The following is a 4,131-nucleotide window of genomic DNA, read 5'->3' as shown; positions in this document are numbered from 1 at the left end:
GCCCTGGGCATGGTCCTGACGGCCCGCCACCAGATGCGATTCCACCATCACGCCGACGATGCGCTCGTCGCCCGCGGCCATCTGGCGGCCGATGTCCTCGCAGACGGGGATCTGGTTCTCGTGCTTCTTGCTGCTGTTGGCATGCGAGGCATCGATCATCAGGCGCGCGGCGAGGCCTGCCTTGGAGATCGCTTCGCAGGCTTCCTGCACGCTGGCGGYGTCGTAGTTCGGCGCCTTGCCGCCGCGCAGGATGATGTGGCAGTCCTCGTTGCCCGAGGTCGACACGATGGCGGAGTGGCCGCCCTTGGTCACCGACAGGAAATGGTGGGGCTGCGAGGCGGCCTTGATGGCGTCCACGGCAATCTTGACGTTGCCGTCGGTGCCGTTCTTGAAGCCGACCGGGCACGACAGTCCCGAGGCCAGCTCGCGGTGCACCTGGCTTTCGGTGGTGCGCGCGCCGATGGCGCCCCAGCTGACCAGGTCGGCGATGTACTGCGGGCTGATCATGTCGAGGTACTCGGTGCCGGTCGGCACGCCGAGCTCGCTGATGTTCAGCAGCAGCTCGCGCGCGGTGCGCAGGCCGTCGTTGATCTTGAAGCTGCCGTCCATGTGCGGGTCGTTGATCAGGCCCTTCCAGCCCACCGTGGTGCGCGGCTTCTCGAAATACACCCGCATCACCACTTCCAGCTCGCCGGCGAAACGATCGCGCTGCACCTTGAGCAGCTTGGCGTATTCGAGCGCGGCGCGGGTGTCGTGGATGGAGCAGGGTCCGATGATGACGATCAGGCGGTCATCCATGCCGTGCAGGATCCGGTGCATGGCCTGGCGCGCGCCGTAGATCACGTCGGACGCCTTTTCGGAGCACGCGAACTCGCGGATCAGGTGCGCCGGCGGCAGCAGTTCCTTGAGTTCGCGAATGCGCAGGTCGTCGGTGTTCTTCAGCATGATGGCTCCGGATTTTGTGGGTCGTGAGTTTGGGTGTCTGGGCTAGAGCTTGGGTGCGGGCCGGGATAAAAAAAGCCGCCAGGTTCGCTGGCGGCTTTTTTTGAATCCTGGGGGCGCTTACGATCGTCCCTCTCCATCCGCCAGCGGTGTGAGATCGCTAAAAAAGTAAAAGTAAAACTTGGCGGACATGGATTGGATCAGGCTCGGGTGTCGTATGTTCTTTGCGGCAACGCGTCAGAGGATGGCATTAAATTGCGCCGGACCTGCCGATTCTGCCGGCAGCGGCGGTTGACCATCGCGCAACGAAGCATCTTTATAGCGCTTTTTGCGGGGCTTGGCAAGCGCCGCGCGGGCGCCGGCAGTGCCCCGCGGGGTTCAGGCCGTGCCGCCCACGGTCATGTTCTCGATGCGCAGGGTCGGCTGGCCGACGCCCACCGGCACGCTCTGGCCTTCCTTGCCGCACACGCCCACGCCGGAATCCAGTCGCATGTCATTGCCGATCATGGTGACGTCCTTGAGCGATTCCGGACCGTTGCCGACCAGCGTGGCACCCTTGACCGGGGCGGTGATCTTGCCGTCCTCGATCAGGTAGGCCTCGCTGGCGGAGAACACGAACTTGCCGTTGGTGATGTCGACCTGGCCGCCGCCGAAATTCACCGCATAGAGGCCGCGCTTGACGCTGGCGATGATCTCTTGCGGGTCGCGGTTGCCGTTGAGCATGTAGGTGTTGGTCATGCGCGGCATGGGCAGCGCAGCATAGCTCTCGCGGCGCGCATTGCCGGTCACCGGCATCTTCATCAGGCGCGCGTTGAGCGTGTCCTGCATATAGCCCTTGAGGATGCCGTCCTCGATCAGCGTGGTGCACTGGGTCGGGTTGCCCTCGTCGTCGAGGTTGAGCGAGCCGCGGCGGTTGGCCAGCGTGCCATCGTCCACCACGGTCACGCCCTTGGCCGCCACGCGCTCGCCCATGCGGCCGGCGAAGGCCGACGAGCCCTTGCGGTTGAAGTCGCCYTCCAGGCCGTGGCCGAYGGCTTCGTGCAGCAGCACGCCGKKCCAGCCCGGSCCSAGCACCACGGTCATGGCGCCGGCCGGGGTGGGGCGCGCCTCCAGGTTCACCAGCGCCGAAGCGACAGCCTCGTCCACGTACTTGCGCAGCAGGTCGTCGGTGAAATAGCCGTAGGCGTAGCGTCCGCCGCCGCCGGAGGAGCCGATCTCGCGCCGGCCGTTCTGCTCGGCGATCACCGTGACCGAGACGCGCACCAGCGGGCGCACGTCGGCGGCGATGACGCCGTCGCTGCGCGCCACCAGCACCACGTCGTATTCGCCGGCCAGGCCCGCCATGACCTGCACCACGCGCGGGTCCTTGGCACGCGCCATGCGTTCCACGCGTTCGAGCAGCGCCACCTTGTCGGCCGCTGCCATGGAGTCGAGCGGATCGTTGGGCGAGTACAGGTTGCGCCCGCCCTGGGAGGCCAGCTTGCCCGCCACCTTGACGCGGCCGCTGCCGGCGCGGCCGATGGTGCGGGTGGCGGCGCCGGCCTGCAGCAGCGCATCCATGCTGATGTCGTCCGAGTAGGCGAAGGCGGTCTTGTCGCCCGAGACGGCGCGCACGCCCACGCCCTGGTCGATGCTGAAGCTGCCCGACTTGACGATGCCTTCTTCCAGGCTCCACGCCTCGTTGCGGGTGTACTGGAAGTAGAGGTCGGCGTAGTCGACCTTGTGCGTGAAGATGTCGGCCAGCGCGCGCTGCAGCTTGGCTTCGTCGAGCCCGTAGGGGGCCAGCAGCAATTGCTGGGCGGTGGCGAGGTTGCGGATTCCGAGATCGCCGGCGTTCATGGTTTTCCTTTGTCGTCGTGCCGCGGCGGCCGGTTGGCGCCACCGCGTGAAAATTCTGCCTTCAGCGCTGTTCGCCATGGCGTATCACCATGGCGCAGCGAGGCGTATTGCCGTACATGCTACAGCACCCGATGGCGCAGCGCCGGCAGGTTCTGCCGCACTTCGTCCAGGCGCGCGGGGTCGATCCGTCCGCTCACCACGCCTTCGCCTTCGGGCAGCACCGCCATGATCTCGCCCCATGGGTCGATCAGCATGGAGTGGCCCCAGGTGCGGCGGCCGTTCTCGTGCTTGCCGCCCTGTGCCGCGGCCAGCACATAGCACTGGTTTTCGATGGCGCGGGCGCGCAGCAGGATCTCCCAGTGCGCCTGCCCCGTGGTGTAGGTGAAGGCGGCCGGCATCAGAATCAAGCTGGTGTTGCCGCCCGCCGCCAGCTGGCGGTACAGCTCGGGAAAGCGCAGGTCGTAGCAGACCGACATGGCGACGCGGCCGCACGGCGCCTCGAAGCTCACCGGCGTATCGCCGGCCAGGATGGTGCGCGATTCGTCGTAGCTCTCGGTGCCGCGGGTGAAGCCGAACAGGTGGATCTTGTCGTAGCGCGCCACGCGTTCGCCGCGCGGATCGTAGACCAGCGAGGTGTTGTACACGCGCGCCTCGTCCTCGCACCACAGCGGCAAGGTGCCGCCCACCAGCCAGATGCGGTGGCGCCGCGCCGCGTCCGCCAGGAAAGCCTGGATCGGGCCGTCCCCGTCACGTTCGCGGATGCCGACCTTGTCGCCTTCGCGCTGGCCCATCATGCAGAAGTATTCCGGCAACAACACCAGTTCCGCGCCGCCGTGCGCGGCCTGCGCGATCAGCACTGCGGCGCGGGCCAGGTTGGCTTCGCGCGAAATGCCGCTGACGGTCTGGATCGCGGCCACGCGGRACGGCGCTGCACCTGGGGCGGATGCATTTGCGGTCATATTAGGTTTCCTTGGCGTTGGAACGGGCGCCATCGCTGGTTTTCTTCCGCGCCGCTGATCTCCGGCACGCCTACGGGGCCGGATAGACACGGTTGGACGTGCCTTGCATGGACGAGGGCAGCTCGGGTCTGGCGCCGGCCTTATTCTCCCCCACTTTGTTGATCTGCGGGTTCGCCCAGCCGCCGCTGATGTGGTACCGGCGGCTGAAGGCCTTGGAGAATTCGTCGGCGAAGATGAGCTGCGCGGCCAGCGTGCCGATGCCCAGCACCGGATTGATGAAGGCCGCCGCCACCGAGGCCGAAGTGGCGTTGATGCGCGGAATCACCGTGACTTCGAGATCCTGGGTCTCGCGCGGCAGGTTGGCGCTGCCGGTCATCGAGGCCCGCAGCTG

The 4,131-nt window shown here is 66.9% G+C and carries 4 protein-coding genes; all 4 read right to left on the bottom strand.

Annotated features, from left to right (window positions below; genetic code table 11):
* On the bottom strand, positions 1 to 945 hold a 945-nt coding region (locus AC1DO7_RS39885; RefSeq protein ID WP_477117463.1), incomplete at its 3' end, for a 3-deoxy-7-phosphoheptulonate synthase.
* 375 nt (positions 946 to 1,320) lie between these two features.
* Entirely contained in the window at positions 1,321 to 2,781 is a 1,461-nt protein-coding gene (tldD, locus tag AC1DO7_RS39880; RefSeq protein ID WP_477117462.1) for a metalloprotease TldD, read from the bottom strand.
* Between the two features lie 119 nt (positions 2,782 to 2,900).
* Positions 2,901 to 3,740: a carbon-nitrogen hydrolase family protein gene (locus AC1DO7_RS39875; RefSeq protein ID WP_477117461.1), complete on the bottom strand. Its 840-nt coding sequence runs from the start codon at positions 3,738 to 3,740 to the stop codon at positions 2,901 to 2,903.
* 70 nt (positions 3,741 to 3,810) lie between these two features.
* On the bottom strand, positions 3,811 to 4,131 hold a 321-nt coding region (locus AC1DO7_RS39870; RefSeq protein ID WP_477117460.1), incomplete at its 5' end, for a YhdP family protein.

The sequence above is a fragment of the Cupriavidus sp. 05N40 genome, assembly GCF_056397305.1.
This window is presented reverse-complemented; position numbering and strand designations above follow the sequence as displayed.